The 23,662-nt window shown below is 43.4% G+C and carries 29 protein-coding genes; 25 read left to right on the top strand and 4 right to left on the bottom strand.

The window, feature by feature from the left end; all coding sequences use genetic code 11:
* Positions 1 to 156: 156 nt before the first annotated feature.
* The 21 genes from MKY17_RS27550 to MKY17_RS27450 all read left to right on the top strand — a co-directional run bounded on the left by MKY17_RS27550 (position 157) and on the right by MKY17_RS27450 (position 18,250).
* On the top strand, positions 157 to 1,122 hold the full coding sequence (locus tag MKY17_RS27550; protein ID WP_098370346.1) for an ABC transporter substrate-binding protein: 966 nt from the start codon (positions 157 to 159) through the stop codon (positions 1,120 to 1,122).
* Entirely contained in the window at positions 1,085 to 2,140 is a 1,056-nt protein-coding gene (locus tag MKY17_RS27545; RefSeq protein ID WP_286176927.1) for an iron ABC transporter permease, read from the top strand. Before MKY17_RS27550 ends, MKY17_RS27545 begins: the two co-directional genes overlap by 38 nt.
* Positions 2,141 to 2,146: 6 nt before the next feature.
* Positions 2,147 to 3,619: a heme ABC transporter ATP-binding protein gene (locus MKY17_RS27540; RefSeq protein ID WP_098370248.1), complete on the top strand. Its 1,473-nt coding sequence runs from the start codon at positions 2,147 to 2,149 to the stop codon at positions 3,617 to 3,619.
* Positions 3,616 to 4,581: an adenosylcobinamide-phosphate synthase CbiB gene (gene cbiB, locus MKY17_RS27535; RefSeq protein ID WP_098370247.1), complete on the top strand. Its 966-nt coding sequence runs from the start codon at positions 3,616 to 3,618 to the stop codon at positions 4,579 to 4,581. The genes MKY17_RS27540 and cbiB overlap by 4 nt, the downstream gene beginning before the upstream one ends.
* A complete protein-coding gene (cobD, locus tag MKY17_RS27530; protein WP_098370246.1) occupies positions 4,556 to 5,629 on the top strand; it encodes a threonine-phosphate decarboxylase CobD in 1,074 nt (357 codons plus the stop codon). The genes cbiB and cobD overlap by 26 nt, the downstream gene beginning before the upstream one ends.
* The gene (locus MKY17_RS27525) at positions 5,602 to 6,177 is read left to right on the top strand and encodes a bifunctional adenosylcobinamide kinase/adenosylcobinamide-phosphate guanylyltransferase (RefSeq protein ID WP_098370245.1); all 576 of its coding nucleotides are present in this window, start codon (positions 5,602 to 5,604) and stop codon (positions 6,175 to 6,177) included. Before cobD ends, MKY17_RS27525 begins: the two co-directional genes overlap by 28 nt.
* Positions 6,174 to 6,965, top strand: a complete 792-nt coding sequence (gene cobS, locus MKY17_RS27520; protein WP_098370244.1) for an adenosylcobinamide-GDP ribazoletransferase — start codon at positions 6,174 to 6,176, stop codon at positions 6,963 to 6,965. Before MKY17_RS27525 ends, cobS begins: the two co-directional genes overlap by 4 nt.
* A complete protein-coding gene (locus MKY17_RS27515) occupies positions 6,923 to 7,540 on the top strand; it encodes a histidine phosphatase family protein (protein WP_339201160.1) in 618 nt (205 codons plus the stop codon). Before cobS ends, MKY17_RS27515 begins: the two co-directional genes overlap by 43 nt.
* On the top strand, positions 7,456 to 7,920 hold the full coding sequence (locus MKY17_RS27510) for a bifunctional adenosylcobinamide kinase/adenosylcobinamide-phosphate guanylyltransferase (RefSeq protein ID WP_286176926.1): 465 nt from the start codon (positions 7,456 to 7,458) through the stop codon (positions 7,918 to 7,920). The genes MKY17_RS27515 and MKY17_RS27510 overlap by 85 nt, the downstream gene beginning before the upstream one ends.
* A gap of 14 nt (positions 7,921 to 7,934) precedes the next feature.
* Positions 7,935 to 8,519 (top strand): cob(I)yrinic acid a,c-diamide adenosyltransferase, encoded by a 585-nt coding sequence (locus MKY17_RS27505; RefSeq protein WP_098370242.1) that lies wholly within the window; start codon positions 7,935 to 7,937, stop codon positions 8,517 to 8,519.
* Between the two features lie 2 nt (positions 8,520 to 8,521).
* Positions 8,522 to 9,016, top strand: a complete 495-nt coding sequence (locus MKY17_RS27500) for an ECF transporter S component (RefSeq protein ID WP_098370241.1) — start codon at positions 8,522 to 8,524, stop codon at positions 9,014 to 9,016.
* Positions 9,013 to 9,711 carry an ATP-binding protein gene (locus tag MKY17_RS27495; protein ID WP_098370240.1) on the top strand — a complete coding sequence of 233 codons (699 nt, stop codon included), beginning with the start codon at positions 9,013 to 9,015 and terminating at the stop codon, positions 9,709 to 9,711. Before MKY17_RS27500 ends, MKY17_RS27495 begins: the two co-directional genes overlap by 4 nt.
* A 110-nt stretch (positions 9,712 to 9,821) precedes the next feature.
* Entirely contained in the window at positions 9,822 to 9,986 is a 165-nt protein-coding gene (locus MKY17_RS27490) for a hypothetical protein (RefSeq protein WP_142323945.1), read from the top strand.
* Between the two features lie 52 nt (positions 9,987 to 10,038).
* Entirely contained in the window at positions 10,039 to 10,425 is a 387-nt protein-coding gene (locus MKY17_RS27485; RefSeq protein WP_098370239.1) for a hypothetical protein, read from the top strand.
* A 156-nt stretch (positions 10,426 to 10,581) separates the two neighbouring features.
* Positions 10,582 to 12,126 (top strand): gluconokinase, encoded by a 1,545-nt coding sequence (gene gntK, locus MKY17_RS27480; RefSeq protein WP_098370238.1) that lies wholly within the window; start codon positions 10,582 to 10,584, stop codon positions 12,124 to 12,126.
* Positions 12,127 to 12,223: 97 nt separating this feature from the next.
* Positions 12,224 to 12,700: a Cys-tRNA(Pro) deacylase gene (ybaK, locus tag MKY17_RS27475; RefSeq protein WP_098370237.1), complete on the top strand. Its 477-nt coding sequence runs from the start codon at positions 12,224 to 12,226 to the stop codon at positions 12,698 to 12,700.
* A gap of 88 nt (positions 12,701 to 12,788) precedes the next feature.
* Entirely contained in the window at positions 12,789 to 13,907 is a 1,119-nt protein-coding gene (locus tag MKY17_RS27470; protein ID WP_098370236.1) for a PRK06851 family protein, read from the top strand.
* 166 nt (positions 13,908 to 14,073) lie between these two features.
* Positions 14,074 to 14,940: a Cof-type HAD-IIB family hydrolase gene (locus MKY17_RS27465; RefSeq protein WP_098370235.1), complete on the top strand. Its 867-nt coding sequence runs from the start codon at positions 14,074 to 14,076 to the stop codon at positions 14,938 to 14,940.
* Positions 14,941 to 14,966: 26 nt separating this feature from the next.
* Positions 14,967 to 16,058, top strand: coding sequence for a PQQ-dependent sugar dehydrogenase (locus tag MKY17_RS27460; protein ID WP_286176924.1), 1,092 nt, complete (start codon positions 14,967 to 14,969; stop codon positions 16,056 to 16,058).
* 548 nt (positions 16,059 to 16,606) lie between these two features.
* The gene (locus MKY17_RS27455) at positions 16,607 to 17,026 is read left to right on the top strand and encodes a MarR family transcriptional regulator (protein ID WP_098370233.1); all 420 of its coding nucleotides are present in this window, start codon (positions 16,607 to 16,609) and stop codon (positions 17,024 to 17,026) included.
* Between the two features lie 18 nt (positions 17,027 to 17,044).
* On the top strand, positions 17,045 to 18,250 hold the full coding sequence (locus MKY17_RS27450; RefSeq protein WP_098370232.1) for an MFS transporter: 1,206 nt from the start codon (positions 17,045 to 17,047) through the stop codon (positions 18,248 to 18,250).
* Between the two features lie 146 nt (positions 18,251 to 18,396).
* Here the strand turns inward: MKY17_RS27450 and bshB2 are convergent, their stop codons facing one another.
* From bshB2 to pdxK, 3 genes are all read right to left on the bottom strand, one after another.
* A complete protein-coding gene (bshB2, locus tag MKY17_RS27445; protein WP_098370231.1) occupies positions 18,397 to 19,062 on the bottom strand; it encodes a bacillithiol biosynthesis deacetylase BshB2 in 666 nt (221 codons plus the stop codon).
* A 97-nt stretch (positions 19,063 to 19,159) separates the two neighbouring features.
* The gene (locus MKY17_RS27440) at positions 19,160 to 19,507 is read right to left on the bottom strand and encodes a YojF family protein (protein ID WP_076368396.1); all 348 of its coding nucleotides are present in this window, start codon (positions 19,505 to 19,507) and stop codon (positions 19,160 to 19,162) included.
* A gap of 124 nt (positions 19,508 to 19,631) precedes the next feature.
* On the bottom strand, positions 19,632 to 20,459 hold the full coding sequence (gene pdxK, locus MKY17_RS27435) for a pyridoxine/pyridoxal/pyridoxamine kinase (protein WP_179890999.1): 828 nt from the start codon (positions 20,457 to 20,459) through the stop codon (positions 19,632 to 19,634).
* 373 nt (positions 20,460 to 20,832) lie between these two features.
* On the opposite strand from pdxK, the gene MKY17_RS27430 reads away from it, so the two are divergent.
* The 4 genes from MKY17_RS27430 to MKY17_RS27415 are packed head-to-tail and all read left to right on the top strand — an operon-like array spanning position 20,833 to position 23,192.
* The gene (locus MKY17_RS27430; protein ID WP_098370230.1) at positions 20,833 to 21,468 is read left to right on the top strand and encodes a molybdenum cofactor guanylyltransferase; all 636 of its coding nucleotides are present in this window, start codon (positions 20,833 to 20,835) and stop codon (positions 21,466 to 21,468) included.
* Positions 21,458 to 21,922, top strand: coding sequence for a molybdenum cofactor biosynthesis protein MoaE (locus MKY17_RS27425; RefSeq protein WP_098370229.1), 465 nt, complete (start codon positions 21,458 to 21,460; stop codon positions 21,920 to 21,922). The genes MKY17_RS27430 and MKY17_RS27425 overlap by 11 nt, the downstream gene beginning before the upstream one ends.
* Positions 21,915 to 22,148: a molybdopterin converting factor subunit 1 gene (moaD, locus tag MKY17_RS27420; protein WP_098370228.1), complete on the top strand. Its 234-nt coding sequence runs from the start codon at positions 21,915 to 21,917 to the stop codon at positions 22,146 to 22,148. The genes MKY17_RS27425 and moaD overlap by 8 nt, the downstream gene beginning before the upstream one ends.
* Before the next feature lie 24 nt (positions 22,149 to 22,172).
* On the top strand, positions 22,173 to 23,192 hold the full coding sequence (locus MKY17_RS27415; protein WP_098370227.1) for a MoeB/ThiF family adenylyltransferase: 1,020 nt from the start codon (positions 22,173 to 22,175) through the stop codon (positions 23,190 to 23,192).
* A 77-nt stretch (positions 23,193 to 23,269) separates the two neighbouring features.
* On the opposite strand, the gene MKY17_RS27410 is transcribed toward MKY17_RS27415, so the two are convergent.
* Positions 23,270 to 23,617 (bottom strand): general stress protein, encoded by a 348-nt coding sequence (locus tag MKY17_RS27410; RefSeq protein ID WP_098370226.1) that lies wholly within the window; start codon positions 23,615 to 23,617, stop codon positions 23,270 to 23,272.
* Between the last annotated feature and the right edge of the window lie 45 nt (positions 23,618 to 23,662).

Here is a 23,662-nt window from a genome sequence, read left to right as displayed (position 1 = left end):
GGCAGACCCTAAGAAAGAGTCCGTAATGATATTGTTGCCATGCAAGCACCTTCCGTTTAACGGGAGGTGCTTTTTGTTTTGGGGGCATCTTCCAACCAATGCGTTTTCTTTATTTAGGTGGGAAGAAATTAAATGAAAAGATTGTGGGGAATGAAAATGAAAAAGATTTTTGGTCTGATACTGTTAATGTTGCTTACTGCAGGCTTGATGGTTGGCTGCAGTGACGCTAAGGATGAAGGAAAAGAAAAGCAGCAAACGAATCATGCTCAACACGAAGCTTTCCCGATTACGATTAAAGATGCAACTGGGGAAAAAGTAACGATAGAACAAAAACCGAAGAAAATCGTTTCATTGATACCAAGTAATACGGAAGTGGTCTTTGCACTTGGTTTGGGCAAAAAGGTCGTTGGTGTGTCCGACAATGATAATTACCCGGAAGAAACGAAAGAAATTGAAAAAGTTGGCGGAATGGAAATGAACACGGAGCTGATTGTCTCCATGAAGCCTGATCTTGTTCTTGCGCATGCATCAAGTGCCCATAATTCAAATGAGGGTTTACAGCAACTTAAGGATGCTGGAATAGATGTCCTCGTAGTCAATGATGCACAAAGCTTTGACCAAGTCTATAAGTCTATTGAGATGATTGGACAGGCAACGGGAGAACATGATAAGGCAGAAGAAATCGTTACGGATATGAAAACGAAACTCAAGGATATCCAGGAAAAGGCCAAATCCGTAAAGGAAGCGGATAGGAAGACAGTTTTAGTGGAAGTTTCGCCTTCACCGGAAATATACACACCTGGTAAAAATACTTTCATGAATGAGATGCTTACTATTATTTCAGCGGATAATGCTGCTGCAGAATTGGACGGATGGGCAAAAATTGATGAAGAGTCGATGATTGCTGCAAATCCGGATGTCATCATTACAACGTATGGTTACTATACGAAAGATTCAGTAAGTGAAGTGAAGGGCCGAAAAGGATGGCAAGACGTAAATGCTATTAAGAATGGCCAAGTCTTTGATGTCCATTCAGACTTGGTGACCCGTTCCGGTCCACGTTTAATAGAGGGAGTAGAGGAACTTGCCAAATCAGTCTATCCGAACCAATTTGACAACTAAATGGGCGTTTGCTTATTTGATTGCGTTGTTAATTTTGTTATTCGCAATGACGATAGGCATTTCCTTTGGTTCGGTGCCAGTACCGGTTCCCGTACTTATGCAAATAATCGGCAAGGAGATTTTCCATTTGCCGATTTCTGCTGATCCGGATATTATGCTTACGAATATCGTGATGAACATCCGCTTGCCGCGCGTATTGCTTGCGGGTTTGGTCGGGGCATCACTTGCGATTGCGGGTGCGGCTTTTCAGGGACTGCTCCGGAACCCGCTCGCTGATCCTTACACATTGGGTATTTCATCAGGAGCATCGGTCGGCGCCGTATTGACAATATTCTTGAATATTTCACTGCCGTTCATCGGTTTATATACTCTTCCGGCACTGAGCATCTTATGCTCAGTGCTCACGATGCTTTGTGTACTGACGTTTGCAAAAAAAATGGATCGATCGATGAAAGTGGAAACGATCATTTTAACGGGGATCATTTTTAGCTCGTTTTTAAGTGCCTTCATTTCATTGATGATTGCGCTGACGGGTGATGAATTAAGACAAATCATCGGCTGGCTGATGGGAAGCGTTTCAATGCGCGGATGGAATTACATTGCAATCATTTTGCCGTTTTTTATCATTGGTTCATTGATCTTGATCATGAATACAAGTGAATTGAATGCGATGACTTTCGGGGAAGACCGGGCAAAACACTTAGGTGTGAATGTTAAGCGGCGGAAAATGTGGATCTTGATAGCCGGTTCGACATTGACAGGTGCAGCCGTTGCCGTTTCGGGGGCGATTGGCTTTGTAGGATTGGTCATTCCTCATTTTGTCCGAAAGATTTGGGGGCCTGACCATAAACATTTACTTCCGTTGTCATTGTTGATAGGAAGCGGATTCTTAATATTGGCGGATTTTGTGGCACGAACGATCATTGCCCCATCGGAACTGCCGATCGGGGTGATCACCTCACTTATCGGGGCACCTGCATTTGCGCTGATTTTATTAAAGAGACGGAGAGAAGGGTAAAAACGGATGCTTGAAGTAAGAGGGTTAACAGGTGGATATCATAACAAAGCTGTTTTGGACTCTGTCTCTTTTGATGTACATAAAGGGGAATTATTCGGGATTCTTGGTCCAAATGGCAGCGGAAAAACGACACTTTTAAGCATGCTTAGCGGGGTGCTCGATTATAAAGGCGGAAGCGTACGGATAAGAGGTAGGGATTTGAAGGATTATTCGTCAAAGCAACTTGCACAGGTCATTGCTGTGCTCCCTCAACATTCCTCATTAGCTTTCTCTTATACAGTAAAAGAGACGGTCTCACTTGGGCGATATGCTCATCAATCAGGTTGGTTCCATAGTTGGTCCGCAGAAGATGAATCGATTGTCCAACGAGTTATGGAACAAACGGGAGTAGCTGATTTTCAGGATCTTCATTTTGAACGATTATCAGGAGGGGAGAGACAAAGGGTCTTGCTGGCACAGGCACTTGCCCAAGAGCCGGAAATCCTTTTTTTGGATGAACCTACGAACCACTTGGATCTTTCCTATCAAAAAGATCTTCTTGATCTAATGAGAAAAATGGCAAAAGAGCAGAAGTTGACCGTTATTTCAATTTTTCATGATTTGAATTTGGCAGGATTATATTGTGATCGGCTTATGTTGCTTGAGAAAGGGCAGATTCAGGTTGTTGATGTGCCGAACGAAGTGCTCCAACAGGAACGGATTCAGGATGTATATCATACGACGATCGAAAAACATCCACATCCCGCCCTTCCGAAACCACAGATGTTCATCGTTCCGGAAAAGCATGGCCATGATACTATCCCATTGGAAATCGATGGTTCTTATTTGACAGTCGGTCCTGAGATGATTCAATTGGATTCTCCGATCCCGCTTAGAACGATGTCTTCTGGAGTGACTGGTTCAGGGACGGGCTGGCATAAATATTTTGTGAATAGGCACGTCCATCATGGCTATGATTGCGAGGACCATCATGTTGAAATGGCCGACTATTTAAAGACTCATGGTTTTGAACCTCAGGAAACGGTAGGGATGATGACAGCTGTCTATCTCGATACGGTTGCTTTCAAGCTACTAAGAGCTGAAGATTTCTCGGTTTTTATTATCGTGACGGCTGGTGTAGGCAATGCCATCGACGCTTCTTTAGCAGACCGGCATTCTTGGAGTTCCGCTCCAGGAACGATAAATACTTGGGTATTCGTAAATGGGCATTTGGCAGAAGAGGCTTTCATCCACAGCATAGTTACTGCGACCGAGGCAAAAGTAAAAGCCCTTCATGATTTGCATGTCATGGATAAGGTGACAAATACATGTGCAACAGGAACATCGACAGACAGCATTTTGATTGCGGCAACTCAAAGAGGTGCAAAGCTTCAATATGCGGGCACCATCACTCCGTTAGGGAAGCTGATAAGTCGCGGTGTTTATGATTGTACAGTGGAAGCATTAAAGAATACTCGGAAACGGATTGAGGATTTATGATTTATCAGCATCTTTTTGCAGTTACGCTGGCGTTTTTCCTTGATCTATTAATTGGTGATCCGCCAAATTGGCCGCATCCAGTCAAATGGATAGGAACGATGATAAGCAAGTTGGATCTGGCATTCAATAGAGGGGCATATAAGAAACGGAATGGACTCTTCATGTTGATCATCGTCTTATCGGCGGTGTTACTGATTACTGGTCTTACCGTCTATTTGGCTTATCGGATCCATCCGCTTGCAGGTATCATTTGGGAAGCTGTTGTCATTTCTACTACGATAGCTCAGAAGGGCTTGAAGCAAGCTGGGATGGATGTTTGCCTTCCGCTTAATGAACGGGACTTTCCTGAAGCGAGGCTTAAGCTTTCCTATATCGTGGGCCGTGATACTGCTGATCTCGATGAATCCGAAATAGTCAGGGGAACCGTGGAAACCGTAGCGGAAAATACTAGTGATGGGATTACAGCACCGATGTTTTGGGCAGCATTTGGCGGTGCGCCGCTCGCGATGGTGTACAGGGCGATTAATACCTGCGATTCCATGGTAGGGTACAAAAATGATAAATATGGGCAATTCGGCTGGGCTTCAGCCAAGCTCGATGATATCGTCAACTGGATTCCCAGCCGCCTCACCGGATTCCTGATGTTGCTGAGCTCGAAATCCAGCCATCATGGATTTGGTGCCAGATGGAAGATATTATTCAATGACGCAAAAAAACATCCAAGCCCGAATAGCGGGTGGTGTGAAGCAGGCGTTGCTGCCATTTTGGGAATACAGCTTGGAGGCCGGAATATGTACAAAGGAATTGTTTCCGACCGTGCGAGGATGGGAGTTCCGCTTGTTCGATTGGAAGCAAAACATATACCAAAAACGATTACCATCATGCATCGGTCATCTTTTCTATTTCTACTGATGCTATGGCTAGGGGGACTTATTCTTGTTATTACCTTCTCATGGCTCTAATCCTCATTATCTTTACGAAGCGCTGGAAATCGAAATGCCTGAATCGGTTACCGACTTCAGTGCTAACATCAACCCATTGGGTCCGCCTTTACGCATAAAGGAACAGTGGTCTGGGTTTTTCGAAGGAATCCTTCAATACCCAGATCCGCATGCCATTGAACTGACAAAATCAATTGCAAAAAAAGAAGCACTTCCTGAGCAATCCGTTTTGATGGGGAACGGTGGTGCTGAAATAATCATGCTGGTAGCGAACGGATTAGCCAATCAAAGGGTGCTAATCATTCAGCCGGCATTTGCGGAATATGCAGAAGCTTGTTTGGCAGCCGGAAGTAAGGTCGATTTTCACCAGCTTGATGCTCCTGAGTGGCAATTGGACTTGGATCGATTGATTCCCCGATTACCCGAATATGATGCAATTTTCTTATGTACGCCTAATAATCCGACGGGTGTTTCATTTAAGCGGGATACAGTTAGGGAATTGATCATTGAATGCCAAAAAGCGGATTGCCTGGTTGTCCTGGATGAGGCTTTTTATGATTTTGCGGAGGATGCCTTTAGTTATGCTTCTTTAATCAATGTATTTCCACATTTACTCATTCTAAGATCAATGACTAAAATCTTTGCAATTCCGGGTTTGAGACTGGGCTATTTGCTTGCAGCACCTGACATCATAAAACGGGTAAGAAATTATAAACCTCATTGGAGCGTCAACCAAGTGGCACTTGAAGTAGGGAAAATCTGTCTTGCAGAAGAAGCCTATATGAGAAAGACAAGAGACTATATTGCATTGCAAAAGCAAAAACTATTCCGGTTTTATGAGGAGCAAGGGTTGCATGTCTCCGATAGCACAGTCAATTTTTATTTGGTGAAAGATGAATCCTTATCCCTTTTCCCCTTTTTGCTGAAAAAAGGAATCGTACCGCGCCATACCTATAATTTTCCCGGTTTGGATGGAAGGTGGCTTCGGTTTGCAGTGAAGAGTGAACATGATAACGAAGCACTGATGGAGGGGGTAAGACAGTGGAGAAAGCAAGGCTCTGTTTTATAACCGGGGGTGTCCGTTCCGGAAAAAGCAGCTTCGCAGAAAGAAAAGCCCTGGAGTATGCACTCCAATCGGATGGGAACTTGCATTACCTCGCCTGTGGCCGTATCAGTGATGTAGAGATGGGTGAACGCATCCTTAGGCACCGGAAAGATAGAGAAACCAGCCCGATTGCTTGGAAAACTTCCGAATACGCAACCGATATTACAAGAATAGGGGAGGACATTGATCAGGATTCCATCATTCTGCTCGATTGTCTGACAACCCTGCTTGACAACGAACTATTTGGCCCAGGTATTCCGCTTGAAGAAGAATTTTTAGATAGCGTTTTTTCAAAAATAATAACCGGAATCAATGAGATAAGAAAACAATCCAGCTGTTTAATAGTCGTGAGCAATGAACTGGTGCAGGAACCGATTTTCCAGGATGATTTCCTTCATATATACGGAAAAACACTGGGCCAGCTTCATCAAACGATCGTCGGGCAGGCCGATGAGGCCTATCTTGTAGAAGCGGGAATTCCGTTGCAAAAGAAAGGGTGCATGCAGGAATGAGCGGAGTGATTGGATTTTTAATTAACCTGCAGTTCTTTACGGTTTTTCCAATAAAGAAGCAGCTTCCGATGGAGAAGAAATATATTCACCGTGCCATTCAAACCTTTCCATTAGTAGGCCTTTTGCTAGGTTTGATATTGGGCGGTGTTTTGTATGCGCTCGTGGAATGGACCCCGTTGTCATCGCTTGCGATTGCCTTTTTCCTTTGGTTTTTGACGATGGCATTAACGGGAGGTTTGCATCTCGATGGCTGGATCGATGCAAGTGATGCTTTTTTTTCCTATCAGGATAAAGAGCGGCGATTGGAAATCATGAAGGATTCCAGGACAGGTGCATTCGGTGTCATCTCCGTCATAGTCCTATTGGCCGCCCGGTTTCTATTTATCTATGAAATTGTCGAAAGGGTAAATGAATGGACATACTTCTTGATCATTGCCCTTCCACTCTTAAGCAAATGTGTGATGGGTTATTTACTCATCCGGATGCCGCTGGCTAAAAAAGAGGGGCTCGGTGCTTTTTTTCAAAGTGCAGTAAAGAAAAGCAGTTTGCCCATTTATTGGCTGTACCTCCTATTAAGTCTGGCGATTGCCTGGATCATCGATTTTAAGCTTGTCACCTTATTTTTCATCATGTGTCTGGCTGCGGTGTTTTTCCTGGTTTATATAAAACGTAAAATCGTCAGGTGGTTCGGTGGGATAACGGGGGATGTACTGGGTGCATCCGTGGAAGGGGTTGAGCTTTGGTTATGGCTGATATTGTGGCTATTACACTACTTCGCCATGGGCTGACGGAAGCAAATGAGCGAAAGGCCTATTTAGGCTGGACGGATTCCCCATTAAGCGTCAAAGGAGAAAAGGAAATACTGGAATTGAGAGGCTCTTATCCAATATATGAAAAAATTCACAGCAGTGATTTGCTCCGCTGTGTGGAAACTGCACGACTGCTGTTTCCAAATGCAGTTCCGGTCAAAGACCCTTTGTTCCGTGAAATGAACTTCGGCAGTTGGGAAGGTCGGACGTATCATGAGTTGAAGACAGATCGAGAGTATCTTAATTGGCTGGAACGTCCCATGGAGGCCCTTGTGCCCGGGGGTGAAAGCTATCCGGCATTTTCCGAGCGAGTGAATAATGGCTGGAACCATTTGATTGCCTGTAAGGAGAACCGAATTGCCCTAATGACACATGGAGGGGTAATTCGTGATTTATTGGTCCGCTATGCCCCGAAGGAAAAGTCCTTTTTTGATTGGGGAATTTCCCATGGCAGGGGATATGAGCTGATATGGGAAGACCGGGAATGCTTAAGGAGGGGAGAACGCTGCACTTTGTTACAGGAGGCGCCTATAATGGGAAAACTAAATGGGTAAAGCAATTGTATGGTTTGGAAAATGATGTCCTTTGGCTATCCGGTTATCGAAAAGAACAGCCGGAATTGATTGATTTTCAAGGCAAGACTGTTGTATTGCAAGGATTGGATGCATGGATTCAACAAGATGCAGAAAAGATGGATTCAGATTCGATTCGAAAAAGATGGAAGGAAATCATGGCTGATTGGCGAATATGGGAGAAAGAAAAGGATGAACACAAATGCATTGTGATCGGTTCTGATATTTCCAAAGGCATTGTCCCGATCGAAGCAAAAGATCGCAGATGGCGCGATGCCTGCGGATGGGTCTTTCAAGATGTAGCATCCATATCCAGTCGCGTTGATATCATCTGGTATGGAATTAACCAGCGAATAAAGTAGAGGAGGCAATTGGGATGAAAATTTATACACGTACAGGGGATAAGGGACAAACAAGCGTAATCGGAGGTCGGCTTGATAAGGATGATATCCGTGTTGAATCTTATGGAACGGTGGATGAAGTGAATAGCTATATCGGTCTTGCGGTGACAGAATTGGATTCAGCGATATTTAAGGATGTACTGGCCGATCTAGAAAAGATCCAGCATGAGTTGTTTGACTGCGGCGGTGATTTGGCAACAGTTTCCGAGAAGGCCCCACAAAAGCTGACGGAGGAGGCCATTACCTATTTGGAAGAACGAATAGATGCCTTCATACTTGAAGCGCCGGAATTGGAAAAGTTTATCCTGCCTGGCGGCTCAAAAGCGGCTGCAACCATTCACATCGCCCGTACCGTTACAAGAAGGGCGGAACGGTTGGTCGTTTCATTGATCAAGTCTGGTGCGGCCGTTTCACCATTATCACTTCAATATTTAAATCGTTTGTCGGATTACTTCTTTGCTGTTGCACGTGTGATCAACTTCCGTCTTGGTGTGAAAGATGTGGAATATATCCGTAGCGCAAATGTATTCCGTGGAGGGAAAAGAAAGGAAAAAGAGTAAACATGGATGTAAGAAAAATTAGTGCAATTGCTATATTCATTGCCTTATCGGCTGTAGGGGCAATGATTAAAATCCCTTCCCCGATCGGGAGTATCGCTTTGGATAGTTTTCCGGCCCTTTTGGCGGCTGTCATACTTGGCCCGGTATCGGGGGCTATTGTAGCTGGGCTTGGTCATATCATTTCAGCGTTATTCGGCGGCATGCCACTTGGGCCATTCCACTTTTTGATCATGGTCGAGATGGCAGTCCTGACATGGATGTTTAGCATTTTATATACAAACGGAAAAAAAATAGGCGCATTTTTCCTCTTCTTTATCGGTAATGCCTTCGTTTTAGCCCTGCCTTTCGCATTTCTGATCAGCCCTGGTTTTTACACGTTATTGGTTCCGGGATTGACGGCAGCGACGGCGGTAAATGTAGTATTGGCTGCCCTTTTACTGCCACGCTTGGAGCTTGTCTTGAAAAAAATGATTTTTAAAGATGGACTCGCAGAATGAGTGATTCATTGATTTTGCCATTCTCCGAATCAGATTCATTGATTATTTCAAGTGATAATAGCGGCGGGATCGGCCTGAAGGAAAAAGATCTTGTCCATGTCCCTTATGAGGTCGTTGGATATTATTCCTTTCGGGTTGCCGTCATGGAATGTTTGGGCGTTGGGGGGAGTCCAGTATCCGTCGTTCTAAATAATTTCTGCGGTGATCAAGCCTGGGAGGACTTGACCAGGGGTGTCAGGAAAGGGATGAATGAACTGGGAATGGAGGATCTCCCCATTACAGGCAGCACTGAAAGTAACATGCCGCTTCTTCAATCAGCACTTGGACTTATGGTGATTGGTAAACGAGCGAATGAATCCGTTAAAAAGCAGCATCCTTTACGGAAAATAGCTCTGATCGGCAGGCCGCTCGTTGGAGAAGAAGTAATGGAACAGCAAGATTGGGTCGCGCCGTTATCTTTATATAAAAGCTTATGTGAAATGGAAGATGTTCAGGCACTTCCAGTCGGCTCCAAAGGGATAGCATATGAATGGGAGCATCTGGATCAATGTGGTGAAGGTGTATCTGTGCATATAAGTAATAAAGTCGATATTGCAAAATCATCAGGACCGTCCACCTGCTTCCTCATTGCTTATCCTGAACAACTGGAGGAAGAAATCAAGCAACGATCCGGTCCTCTTTTTATTGGTGAATGATATTTCATGACTGAATCAGGTATCGAGTTTAGTTCACAATGAACTGGTTCGATGCCTTTTTCTGTGAGAGCTTACCTTTATGGATTCCTTTCCTGATTTAGCGTGAATTAATGAATAAGATGTTTAGTTTTCTTGATCATTATCATGCCAAAGTAAAGTGGCACCCATTTATTGCGTTACTTCTCGCCTCCGTCATTTTAGGGATCATCCCACGTATGGATATTCCGGATGTTGCAGATGCTGTTCAGACAGGGGCAGGTAATAATTTTGGTTAGATAGCACTCATTGTCAGTTTAGGTACCATGCTTGGAAAGGCGATGCGAGTCGGTGAAAAACGGAATTCCCATGTTAGCTGGGCCTGCTTTTGGTTCCTGCATATTTAAAAGAATGGATGTACAAGCACCCGAGGGGCTAGCGGATCAATTCTCCAATATACATAACCGTGAGCACCCAGGTTTCGGCATAACCTTGATCGCGGTTTTAATGCCGGTCTTATTAATAGGAGCTTTCAGTGCTGTGTTTGGTGAAGATACAATATTGAATGATTGGATTGCCTTCATGGTTTCTGTGGTGGTTTCATTCTTTACATTAGGTTACGCTAGAGGTTTTAATAAAGTAGAACTAAACCAATTCAGGGCAGCCTGCCCCGCCCCAACTGCATCCATCATCTTGATTATTGGAGCCGGCGGTGCATTTGAAAATGAATTGGGGTGAAGCCAGGATTTTGGATGATCAAAGTGCTTTTTAATTTAACGGGCGCGCAAATTTTAAAGTCTTGGACGGTTATGGATACGATTATATCAGTCGTTTCACTTATCCTAATCTTACTATTGAATTCAATTGTTTAAGAGAAAGGAGCTTGATGTAAATATGGGACAATCAGGTTATATGATGGGAATCGATATTGGTACGACGAGTACGAAGGTCGTTCTTTTTTCAAAAGGGGGGGAGGTTGTCCAATCTTGTTCGAGGGGATATCCTCTTCATAGTCCAACTCCTTCCGTTGCGGAACAAGATCCCGAGGAAATTTATAAAGCGGTCATCATTGCAATAGGCGAGGTCATGATTGCAAGCGGAATAGAAAAGCAAGAACTGGGCTTCATATCGTTCAGTTCGGCGATGCATAGCTTGATCGCAATTGGTAAAGGCGGCAACCCGCTGACGAATAGCATTACATGGGCAGATAATCGAAGTGTTGCCTATGCGGAGAGTTTGAAGGCTTCGGAACAGGGGATGCAATTGTATCACAGAACGGGAACACCCATTCACCCAATGTCGCCAATCACGAAAGTAATGTGGTTAAGAAATGAGCATCCCGGGATTTTTAACGAAACGGAAAAATTTATAGGAATTAAAGAATACATCATCTATAAATTTTTCAATGAGTATGTGATGGATTATTCGCTCGCTTCTGCAACGGGCATGTTCAACTTGAATGACCTGAAGTGGGATGAAGAGGCACTCGCCATTGCTGGAATTGGGGCTGACAAGCTGCCGACGCTTGTCCCTACAACGCATATCCTCTCAGGCTTAAGTGAGGAATTAGCCGCAAAAATGAACATTCATGCTGGTACCCCGTTTGTGATTGGCGCGAGTGACGGCGTGCTTGCCAACTTAGGGCAAAACGCAATCAAGCCAGGCGTTCTGGCAGTGACAATCGGAACGAGCGGTGCGGTAAGGACCGTCAGTGACCGGCCGCTTACCGATCCCAAAGGCAGGACATTCTGCTATGCCCTTACTGAGAATCATTGGGTAATCGGCGGACCGGTCAACAACGGGGGAATCACTTTCCGATGGGCTCGCGATCAATTGGGCCGTATGGAAATTGAAAAAGCGAAGGCTTCGGGACAGGACTCCTATGAAATTCTGACGGATATGGCTTCTAATATTGCACCTGGTTCTGATGGGTTGATATTCCACCCGTATATGGCAGGGGAACGGGCACCATTATGGAGTGCCGATGCAAGGGGCTCCTTCTTTGGATTGGCGCTTCATCACACTCGTGACCATATGGTCCGGGCAGTGCTGGAGGGTGTGATGTATAACTTGTACAGTGTCCTTATTGCTGTAAAGGAGTTGACTGGTGCCCCCGAGAAGATTCATGCAAGCGGCGGATTTGTCCGCTCGAAGCTCTGGCGCCAAATCATGGCTGATATATTCAATCAAAACGTGACAATTCCTGAAAGCTTTGAGAGTTCAAGCTTAGGTGCCGCCGTTCTTGGATTATACGCTTTAGGCGAAATCGAAAGCCTTGATGAGGTTGAGGGTATGGTTGGTGAAACGAATGAACTTGTCCCGATCGAAGAGAACGTTAAAGTGTATGAAGAATTAATGTCGATTTATTTATCCGTGAGCAGGCAATTGGAAGGCGACTACAAGAGGATCGCTGATTTCCAAAGACGCCATTTAGAATAATTTTTAGGGAAAGCACAGATGAATAAGCACTGTGCTTTTCTTTTTACCCGGTATTTAAAATGGTAAGATGGTAGAAAACGATAAGGGGAATTTTCTTATGGGAGCCAGTAAAACGAATGCAATGCGAATTCTTGATAGCAAACGTATAGAGTATGGCATGATGAGTTATGATGCCCGCGATGGAAAAATCGACGGGATCACTGTTGCGGGCAAGATTGGAAAAGCGCCGGAAACCGTTTTTAAAACGCTTGTTACCCATAACGGACCGCAGCAGCTTTACGTATTTGTCATCCCTGTCGCAACCGAACTGGATTTGAAAAAAGCAGCGAAGGCCGCAGGTGCAAAAAAAATTGAAATGCTTGCGGTTAAAGATCTGCAAAAATACACAGGGTACATTCGGGGAGGCTGTTCCCCGATCGGAATGAAAAGGCAATACCCGACTTTTATTGATGAAAGTGCAACAAACCTGCCTGAAATCATCGTAAGTGGAGGGAAAATCGGTACACAGATCGTATTAAAACCGTCAGAATTCCTGGAAGTCACACAAGCGGAATCTGTAGCCCTAATAAAATAAACTGTTTGCCTTTAGGTATTCACCTATTGGGCCTTTTCTTCATACGCTGTCTTGAAGTTACATCTGTATTGTGAGGGAGAGTGTGAAAGTGACAGGAAAAGTGATGAATTATTTTGCTGGAGGCAATACGGCTAAAGGTTTTTATAGTTTATATGATTCCAATTTAAAAGGTCTGGAAAGATTATTCATATTAAAAGGCGGACCTGGTTCCGGTAAATCGACCATTATGAAAAAAATCGGCCAAGAATGGCTGGATAAAGGCTATGACATCGAGTATTTACATTGTTCGTCCGATAATGATTCCATTGATGGAGTAATCATACCGGCTTTGAAAATCGGGATCGTGGATGGGACTGCGCCGCATGTGATTGAACCGAAGGCACCAGGGGCCATTGAGGAATATGTCAATCTAGGAGCTGCCTGGAACTCCCAGCAGCTGGCTTCTGAAAGAGCGGCCATCATAAAGTTGACGAATGCGAGAAGCAAGAGTTTCGAGAAGGCATATGCCCTATTCGCTGAAGCATTGATGATTCATGATGAATGGGAAGACATTTATAAGGCAAATATTGATTTCGCAAAATTGAATGGGTTGACCAATAAATTGATAGAAGGCTTTTATAGAGATATCGTCCTTAATAAGAAGTCGGATGTTCGTCACCGATTCTTAGGTGCAGCTACACCAACGGGTGCAGTTGATTTCATCCCCAATATTACTGAGGGAATACAAAAACGGTACTTTTTAAAGGGACGTCCAGGTTCCGGTAAATCAACGATGCTGAAGAAGATTGCAAAGGCTGCGGAGCAAAGAGGCTTTGATGTGGAAATATATCATTGTGGTTTCGATCCGCATAGCTTGGACATGGTAATCGTCCGGGAGGTTGGGATCGCCATATTTGACAGCACATCCCCTCATGAATATTTCCCTAGTAGTGGAGGGGATGAAATCATTGATATATATAAAACGGCCATCCTGCCAGGAACAGATGAAATATATGCCGAACAGTTAAAGGATGTTTCCACTAGATACCGGACGAAAATGAATGAAGCGACAGCAAATCTCGCTAAGGCAAAAGATCTGCATGATGAACTCGAAAAGATTTATGTAAAAGCAATGGATTTTACAGCCATCGATGACATTCAAAAAGACATCCACGAACAGATTATTGAACGGGCCCAAGATGTCGATAGAAAAACGATTCTACATTAAGAAAACAAACTGCACCTATCTTAATTAGGTGCAGTTTATTTATATACATAATAGAATTTTTTAATGACTGAAGTCACAACAAGAATATATACGGGTTTGTTAAACGTGTTTATCCACGATCTTTCGGTTAAAATAGGGATTATATTGAAAAAAGGGGCCGATTGAATTGATAAAGACGATTGCGATTGATATGGACGGAACATTGCTTAACAAAATGCAAAAGGTCAGTGAGGAAAATAAACATGCCATCCAGAAGGCGCAAAGCGAGGGTGTGGAAGTGATCATTGCTACTGGAAGATCTTATGTGGAAGCTAGGTTTGCCTTGGATGAAGCAGGCATCGTTTGCCCTGTCATCTGTGTAAATGGTGCTGCCCTCTTCACGGAGGAAGGAAAAATTGCCGCTTCCAATCCAATGTCGGCTGCCACTGCTAAAATGGTCGCTGGATTCCTCGAAGAACAAGGGATTTATTTCGAAATATATACGAGTCAAGGTATTTATTCCAAAGACTATGAAAACGCAATATCTGTTTTGGTTGATGTTTTCGTTACAGCGAATCCTGACATTGACCCTGAGAGTATGCGGAAATATGCGGAGCAGCGTTTACAGCTTGGACAGGTAACTTCCATTTCCGATTATTCCGAGTTATTCAGCCGTTCGAATGAGGAATATTATAAAATTCTCAGCTTCTCAAAGGATTTAACTTTATTAAATCAAATTGCTTCGAAATTGAAAGGACATGGAGTTACAGTCACTTCATCGGGGCGTGAAAATGTGGAAATCATGAGTGAAACAGCACAAAAAGGTACGGCACTTGAAACATATGTGAATGGAAAATCCGGCTCGATGCAGGAAACGATGGCTATTGGGGATAATTATAATGATGTATCCATGTTTGAACGGGTAGGTTTGTCTGTCGCAATGGGAAATGCCCCGCTCGAAATTAAAAAACTGTGTGATGAAGTAACAGGCAAGAATGATGAAGCCGGTGTCGCGGAGGCCATTTTAAAGGTACTTAAACAGTCAGCCTATTAAACTCATGAATCGAAGGGGGAAAGAATTTGAAAAAACTGTTCTTTTTTTTCCTTATGGCTACATTGACTTTAACTGGTTGTAACATGAATGGCGACAGCAAAACCCAGCCGAATCCTGACAAAGAAGTGACGGGCACTTTAGGGGAGGATCCGGATGTGCTGATAACGAACCTGCAGGCCCCATGGTCGATCCAGAAGAATGGGGACACAATGTATGTGTCAGAGCGGGCAGGAACCATCGTTGAGTGGGACAAGGAAAAGATGACACGGCAAAAGGTCAACCTTAAAAAGACATTGTCAGCTAAAGCGGAAGCTGGGTTGCTTGGATTTTTGCTAGCTCCCGATTTCTCTAAAAGCGGGCAAGCTTTCGCCTATTATACCTATGAAGAAGGCGGGGATCCCATCAATCGAATCGTCATTTTAGAAAAAAATGATGATAAATGGCAGGAGATGGAGACCTTAATCGACGGAATACCAAGCGGGGACTACCACCATGGCGGCAGGATCAAGATTGGACCGGACGATAAGCTATACGCAACAACAGGCGATGCAAGAAAGGCTGAAATCGCACAGGACCTAGATTCCTTAGGCGGGAAAATTCTGCGCATGAACCTGGATGGCACCATTCCGGAAGATAATCCTTTCGGGAATTCATACGTCTATTCATACGGTCACCGCAATCCACAAGGTCTCGCCTGGGATGAAGCAGGACAGTTATATGAAAGTGAACACGGAGATTCGGCACACGATGAATTAAATAAAATTGATCCGGGTAAGAACTATGGCTGGCCAGATATAGAGGGCGATGAGCAAAAACCTGATATGGTAACATCATTGATTCTTTCCGGTGAAAATACATGGGCTCCATCTGGCATGGCCTATTTTGACGGAAAGCTCTATTTTGCAGCCTTAAGGGGTGAAGCGCTTAAGAGTTCTTATGTAAAAAGCGGAAAACTGACTGATATCATTACGGGCTCAGGAAGGATACGTGATGTATTCGTTGATGAAGGATTTCTTTATTTCATAAGCAATAATACGGACGGCCGAGGAAATCCTGATGAAAAGGATGATAAACTTTATCGTTTGCCACTATCTAGCTTAAAAGGGAATATGCCCTGAAGTTATCAATGAGAAGCTCGGAGATGTGGTATTTGTGTGATTCAAAATAGTTTTCGAATGAAATCATTCCGCAACGCAAAGATCAAATATCGGAAGCCTCGCTTTTTAATAGCGGGGTTTCCTTTTTGTTTATAGCCTCGAAGCATCGACCACGAAGAGCATGGCATGGCCCCGATTTAACCTATACCGTTTCGCCAAACTCACGAGTATTTGCTCGAAATTCACGAGTAAAAGCGCGGAATTCACGAGTAACGCCCAAACTCACGAGTAAAAGCGTGCAATTCACGAGTATTCGCTCGAAACTCACGAGAAAGAGCATGAAATTCGCGAGTATTCGCTCGAAATTCACGAGTAAAAGCGCGGAATTCACGAGTATTCGCTCCAAGCTTCCAATTAAAAGCATGAACCTCCTGAATTTTGTCCCGGAAGCAATGGAGAAGCTGAGGAAGCGGTGTGCATATGATTATTTTCGTACAGCCGAAAGCTAGACATTTCTAATGAATAGGTGTATAGTTACCTAGGTAACTACTTTTGCAGGAGGAATATCTTTGTCCTTTAATAATGGTTTTTTTCATCATAACTTACAATTTTCGAGGTCATTTACCAAAAAGTTAAATGAACAATTAGCCAAGGTTGATCTTTATCATTCCCAATGGTCGATTGTATATTATCTGAGTCAGTTTGGCTGTTCTACACTTGTTGAAATAAGCACATATCTAGATGTTGAGAAACCGACGGTAACTAGGACGGTAAATCGGTTGGAAGAACTTGATTTGATTGAACAAGTCCCAGGAAAAGATAAGCGGGAACGGAGAATACAGTTAACGGAGTCAGGTTTAAGGACTTATCACGAGGCCAAAAAGGTAGTTGAAGAATTTGAACTTCAATTAATGAGCGGTTTGGCTGAAGAGGATCGAGAGGCAACGTTACGAACGTTGATTTTCCTGAAGGAGAAATTAAAACAATAGTAAGGAAGAAGGATTGAAATGAATCAAAAACCGAAATTGTGGACGAAAGATTTCCTGATTGTTTCGTCTGCGAACTTTTTTTTATTTTTAACTTTTTATGTCTTGATGGTGACATTGACCATTTACACGATGGATAACTTTCATGCGTCGCAAGCACAAGCGGGACTTGCTTCAAGTATTTTTGTTCTCGGGGCTGTGCTTGTCAGACCGATTGCAGGGAAAAAAATTGACAAGGTCGGCCGCAGAAAGATGTTGCTTGGATCATTGGTTCTATTCCTGGTTGCATCCATAGGCTATTTCCTGGTGAATAGTTTATCCCTCTTATTGATCGACCGGCTTATTCACGGTTTTGCTTTTGGCCTTGCCACTACCGCAACTGGAACGATTGCTGCAGATATCATTCCGAATGAGAGACGCGGGGAAGGTACTGGTTACTTTGCCATGAGTACAAACTTGGCAATGGCATTCGGTCCGTTTATTGGATTGCTGATAACACAGCATTTCAGTTATTCCATCATTTTCTATGCAGCCTCCTTATTTGCCGCATTTTCTTTAGTTGCCTCATTATTCATGAATGTGCCTGAAGGGGAACAGAGCGGAGTTTCACCACAAAAAGGATTTAAAATCAGTGATTACTTTGAGAAAAGGGCACTGCCCATTTCCATTTTTATCGGGTTTGCTGGATTTACCTATTCGAGCATCTTGTCCTATTTAACGTCTTTTGCAAAGGAAATGGATTTAATGGATGCGGCAAGTTTTTTCTTCGTCGTATTTGCTGTGTTCCTTTTGGCGTCCCGTCCGTTTACAGGACGGATGTTTGATGTGAAGGGGGAAAATGCAGTTATTTACCCATCGCTCTTACTATTTGCCGTCGGTATGGTCATCCTCAGCCAATCCCATCATGGTATCACGCTTCTGATTGCCGGCGCCTTTATCGGAGTGGGGTATGGTACGTTCCAATCAAGCTGTCAAGCGATTTCGATTAAGGAAGCCCCATCAAATCGGATGGGATTAGCCACATCCACATTTTTTACAATGTATGACTTCGGTATTGGTGTTGGCCCATTCCTATTGGGATTCCTTATTCCATTTACAGGGTTCAAAGGGTTATTCATAGGAATGTCGATCTTTGCATTCGTACTTATTGGCATTTATTTCTTGGCACATGGAAAAAAAGCCTCGGCAAGAACGAAAATGCAGCATGAGGAACGCTTGTCTGCCTAATTTTTTGAATATGATTGTATAAAATGAAAAAATTTGGGGATGCTAATATTATGATTGATTTTCCAAAATATCCCCCTTTTCTCCGCCTGTAATCCACAGGCGTTTTTTTTATGCCAAAACAAAAAAACCGCCTATTGGCGGTTTCTTTAAAATTTATAGGTCCATAATCGTTCTTTGCGAATCCAGTCTAGAAAATCCGCATCCTGATTTTCGAATTTCTCTTTCCAATCGATCACCATTGCCTGTGTTTGCGAACGGTGGGCAGTGAATGCAGCTACCTTTTTTTCTTCGACGGCAGAGATATCCTGGATGATGTCAGGCTGTCCCAATTCGTCAATGCAGTTATTTGAGAAGGCGACACAATGAAGTTTAGGTCTCTCTTTCTCTTCCATTCTTTCCACGGCTCGAACCACAGCCCGTGCCGTCGCTTCATGGTCTGGATGGACACTGTATCCTGGGTAAAACGTAATGATCAATGAAGGATTCAATTCATTGATGGCATCGGTAAATAATGATGTCAGCTTTTCATCATCTTCGAATTCAATCGTCTTATCGCGCAATCCAAGCATGCGTAAATCTTGGATGCCAATCGCATTTGCTGCATCGATTAATTCCTTTTTACGAATTTTAGGGAGCGATTCCCTTGTTGCAAATGGAGGGTTTCCTAAATTACGTCCCATTTCTCCTAAAGTTAAGCATAAATAGGTGACAGGAGTGCCCGCTTCTCTATGAAGGGCAAGAGTTCCGGAGACCGAGAAGGCTTCATCATCGGGATGTGGGAATATAACTAATACATGGCGTTCTTTTTCCAAGGTATATTTCTCCTTCCGTTCTACTTACAGTGAGTATGGTTATCGGTGAATGGGAGTTTTCATCGGAACTATATGATATATATCAAGCAAGTTGTCATCATTCAAAGGGAGTGGGACTGAGCTGCATGGAGACAGCAAGCTTTCCGGAAAAATCAAGGCCTGCCAATAGCAATCTCCCCTGTTCATCCAATTCGAAGTGGTTAACGCCTTCTGCATATACCCAGCCAATATTGAGCTTCAAGCCGATGCGGTAGGGTCCATCCCCAACTATCTTCCCATGTTCATACTGTATAAAAGCATTACGAATATAAGCACCTGCCGAAAAGAAAGCTTCATCTACATGAGTGGCATAGGCGCCATTTGTCGTTTCAAGGTGAAGATATACATCTTGTCCGGCGAAAGAATCAATGGCATTTTGCACCTCTGTACGGTCTATAGGTTTCATTCTATAATTTCCTCCTTAACTGGGCGGCTAGATAAGCTTTTCCTTCTTTCTATTTTACTAAATAAAAGCAAAAAAAGCGAAAAAGGCCGCTCGATGAATTTGAGCAGCCATTAAACTTGATGTTTTATTTTTGTGTTTTTTCCGCAATTCCATATTTATGGTATGCACCATGATTGACAGGTCCAACATAGTCATTCATCTTCCAAGAATGGCGAACGGCCTCGGTAATGAAGTCTTTAGCAATGAGGATAGCCTCACGCGGGCTTTTCCCTTCAGCCAATTGAGCTGCAATAGCTGCGGAAGAAGAACAGCCCGCACCATGTGTATTGGTCGTTTCGATTTTTTCTGATTCAAGGATTTCAAATTCTTTTCCATCATATAAAAGGTCGATGGCTTTATCAAGATCCAGCTTATTACCGCCTTTGATCAAGACATATTTTGCACCAAGTTCATGAATCTTTTCAGCTGCAGCCCTCATGTCATCAATCGTCTTGATAGGCGCAGTTCCCGCTAACTGAGCGGCCTCGAACAGGTTTGGCGTGACTACAGTTGCACGTGGAACAAGCAGTTCACGCAGAGCTACAGCCGTTTCAGGGTGCAATACTTCATCTTCACCTTTACATACCATAACTGGATCGATTACGACTTTGTCCAGCTTCAACTCGTCTATTTTACGGGCAACAAGTTCAATGATTTCCACTGATCCAAGCATTCCCGTTTTCATTGCATCAATGCCGATTGATAAAATCGTTTCGATTTGGGCTTCCAAAACTTCGACCGGTGTAGGGAATACATTATGGGACCAGCCATTCTTCGGATCCATCGTCACGATTGTCGTTAAAGCGGACATACCGTAAACCCCGAATTCTTGGAATGTCTTTAAATCTGCTTGAAGACCCGCGCCGCCGCTCGAATCAGATCCGGCAACTGTCATAGCTCTTTTCATAGTCATTATGTGACCTCCTCAGGAGAATTAGATATCGATATTATCAGCATACCAGTTAATATCCTATTTTTAGAATATACCAAAATTTCTTTTATGTAAAACTTAGTTTTCACCCTAATATGAGTGTCTTAGAGAAAGAAGTGCAATGGCCTCGCATAAGTCATTTTTCGGACCTGGAATTCAGGAAATCGGATGGACGGGTAGCCTGCTTTTTTTGCTTTGGACCCTACTTTCCATCTTTTGAAATATAAAGCAAAGTTTGAGAAGGTGTCATTATTTTCAAAGTTGATTTAAAATAATATTTAAATATAGTGGACACATTTAGTATAGCTTTACCGTTCGATGCTGGATTAAACCCAAAAAGAGGAGGGGGATTCTTGTGGAATGGACAATGTTGCTTTTAGCTGGTGGGAAATCAAGCCGTATGGGAGTGAATAAGGCCCTGTTGACCATAGGCGGCGTTGTGAACATTTCAAGAGTGGCATCCGAATTGAAAAAGGTGTCAGAAAACATCATGGTCATTACGAATACATTTGAAGAATATCATTTTCTGCAACTTCCGCTAATTCCGGATTTACATAAAGGTCAAGGACCACTTGGCGGATTGCATGCAGGGTTGACCTCATCGAAAACGGAGCTTCAATTCCTTGCAGCCTGTGATATGCCGTTTGTGAGTGCAGATGCCATAAAGGATATCATTTCCCATTATGAACCTGAATTCGATGCTGTCGTTCCAGAAATAAATGGCAGGCTCCAGCCGCTTTTTGCTGTTTACCATAAAAGGTGTCTTCCTGTACTGACGGAGTGTTTATTAAAACATGAATTAAAAATGAGTCTATTTTTGGAAAAGATTTCGGTGAAAGTCATGAAAGAAACCGACTTTAAGTTATATTGCGAGAATCCTGAACATTTTCAATATCTTTTTTTCAATATGAATACGATGGAAGATTATCAAGAGGCAGGTTATATTGATCAAACTGAATTATATATAAAGGATGGTAGACATGAATTATAATATTTCAAAAGAGCCGATTGTCATCCAGGAAGTGTTTGATAAAGTAGTCAAGCGGAATGCAGGTGCCGTCACGACCTTTATTGGTACAGTGAGGGAAATGACGAAAGGAAAAAAGACTCTCTTCTTAATTTACGAAGCGTATGAACCGATGGCCATCAAGAAATTGGAGCAAATCGGATCTGAGATCAAGGAACGTTGGCCTGATGCAGAAACGGCGATCACCCATCGTGTAGGTAAACTTGAAATCACGGATATCGCAGTGGTTATTGCCGTTAGTACGCCACATCGAAATGATGCATATGAGGCGAATAGGTATGCGATTGAAAGAATTAAAGAAATCGTCCCGATCTGGAAAAAAGAACACTGGGAAGATGGGGAGACATGGGTAGGAAACCAGTTGGAAACCGTTCCATATCCATCGGGGAAACCGGAAGAGGGGGATATTGATGATTAATGTACTTTTATTTGCCCAATTGAAAGATGAGCTAGGCAAAGAGACCCTTTCTATAGAAGGAAATGGAATGAGTGTGGCGGAGCTAAAAGGAAAAATGAAGGTGGATTTTCAATTGGAAGGTCTAGAAACCGTGATGACGGCGGTCAATGAAGAATTTGCCGATGATGACACGCTTCTATCTGATGGAGATACAGTTGCTTTCATTCCACCAGTAAGTGGGGGCTAAAGCATTCGGAAGGGAGGGTTCACGGTGAAAGAGCGATATTCAAGGCAGACTTTATTCGCCCCCATTGGTGAAGGGGGCCAATTGAAAATTATGAAGAAGCATGTCTTGCTTCTTGGTGCAGGGGCTTTGGGATCTGCTAATGCCGAGGCCCTTACTCGGGCAGGAGTAGGGAAGCTTACCATTGTCGACAGGGATTATGTCGAGACCAGTAATTTACAGCGCCAACAATTGTATACGGAACGGGATGTCGAGGAGAAACTGCCAAAAGCAGAAGCGGCAAAGCGTCATTTATTTGATATCAATCATGAAGTTGAAGTGAATGCCATCATCATGGACGCAACTGCCCAGAACCTCGAACATCTGCTTGGTGATGTTGATTTGATATTGGATGCAACCGATAACTTTGAGACACGGATGATCATTAATGATTTATCACAAAAGCTTCATATACCGTGGATTTATGGGGCATGTGTGGGGAGTGTTGGCATGACTTTGACGATCCTTCCCGGACAGACTCCATGTTTGCACTGTTTGCTTAAAGCAATCCCCATTCAAGGAATGACCTGTGACACAGGAGGAATCATATCACCGGCTGTAACGATGGTAGTGGCACACCAAACTGCCGAAGCTTTGAAAATCCTTGTTGAAGATTGGGAATCGGTACGGCTTGCACTTGTTTCTTTTGATCTGTGGAGAAATCAATACCAAACCGTTAAATTGACAAAAGCGAAAAAGAAAGATTGTCTCTCATGCGGAGAGCAGAGGACATACCCCTTTTTAACACAGGAAAATGCAACGAAAACGGCTGTTCTTTGCGGGAGGGATACTGTACAGGTAAGACCGCCAAATCCTTTGGAACTGCAACTCGAGAAACTAGCCAAAGATCTGGACGGCAGCGGCTATTTGGTGAAATTCAATCCATTTCTTCTCTCTTGTGAAAAAGCTGGGGAGCGTATCGTCATTTTCAAGGATGGCCGGGCGTTGATTCACGGTACTAAGGACATGGTCCATGCAAAGGCCACGTACCAAAGCATCCTGGGATAATGAATATAAAAAACGAGGCTGCCGGTTAAGGAGCCTCGCTTTTTTATGAATCCATATAGGGTAATGGTTATCGGGTATTAGTGTGTAACCCCGTCTTTATTATCTTGTTTGGAAGCAACGATGACGACTTTCCCTTCGTCAAGTACTTCCTCGTATCGTTCTGCTTCCATATCCGTAAGACCAAGATTGCTCATTCGATTACGAAGTTCGTCTCCACGTGATTTAAAGAGATTTCCAACCGTATCAAGGAAGCCTTGTTCCTTCATGCCTACATCTTCCGTATTTGTATTCTCAGTGAGGTGCTTCGAACGCGTTTTATCATGGGCAAACAAATATACATCGTCCTTCGTATATCCTGAAGTAACTAATTGATCGATTTTTTCCTTTGCTTGTAAACCGTTTTCTACTACGTGTACTTGATACATATAAACTCCTCCTTGAATTTTAGTGTAAGATTCCCTTGAAAATAG

The organism is Peribacillus sp. FSL P2-0133, assembly GCF_037975445.1.
GTDB lineage: Bacteria > Bacillota > Bacilli > Bacillales > DSM-1321 > Peribacillus > Peribacillus simplex_E.
Note: the sequence above shows the minus strand (reverse complement) of the source record. Positions and strands in the feature narration are given on the sequence as shown.